This window comes from Treponema sp. R6D11 (genome assembly GCF_054786075.1).
In genome coordinates this window covers 1-518 of sequence record NZ_BDHD01000795.1, presented here as the reverse complement: position 1 = coordinate 518, position 518 = coordinate 1, and the positions used below count along the sequence as shown (strand labels likewise).

The 518-nt window shown below is 46.7% G+C and carries 1 protein-coding gene; it reads left to right on the top strand.

The genetic code is table 11. The annotated features are described in order from the left end of the window. Positions 1-518: penicillin-binding transpeptidase domain-containing protein (locus tag ACYVTD_RS16155; protein WP_461248700.1), on the top strand; the 518-nt coding region annotated here is incomplete at both ends.

Sequence of the window (518 nt, the reverse complement as noted above, 5' to 3'; positions counted from 1 at the left end):
CGTTTATACCCCCATTATTGATTTATTGACGCTCACCTTCGACTTAACCGATATCCGCAACGCGACTGCGGGGCAGAACGAAAGAAGGGCTATTTCCCGTTACACAAAGACGATTAACCCCATAGTGGACATGACCGCGTTGGCGTTCGGCATTCCAGAGTTAAAAGACATAACTATGGAAGGTTTTTCCGAACTTAAAACAAATACGGAAAAAAACGTGGTGGAAGGCGCGCTTATTTCCATAGAAAATGAAACCGGTTATATTACCGCCATTGTCGGCGGTTCAAAATACGACGAGTCGAACCAGCTTATTCGAGCGACTCAGGCGAACGTGCAATACGGTTCCGCTTTTAAGCCTTTGTATTATTCCGCGGCCATAGACACGCGGAAATTTACGGCGGGAACTTTAATTTACGATGTTCCCGTTGTATTTCACAACGACGACGGCACTCCGTACATTCCCTTGAATTTCAGAGGCGAATGGAAGGGTCCCGTTTTGCTTTATAACGCGCTCGCAC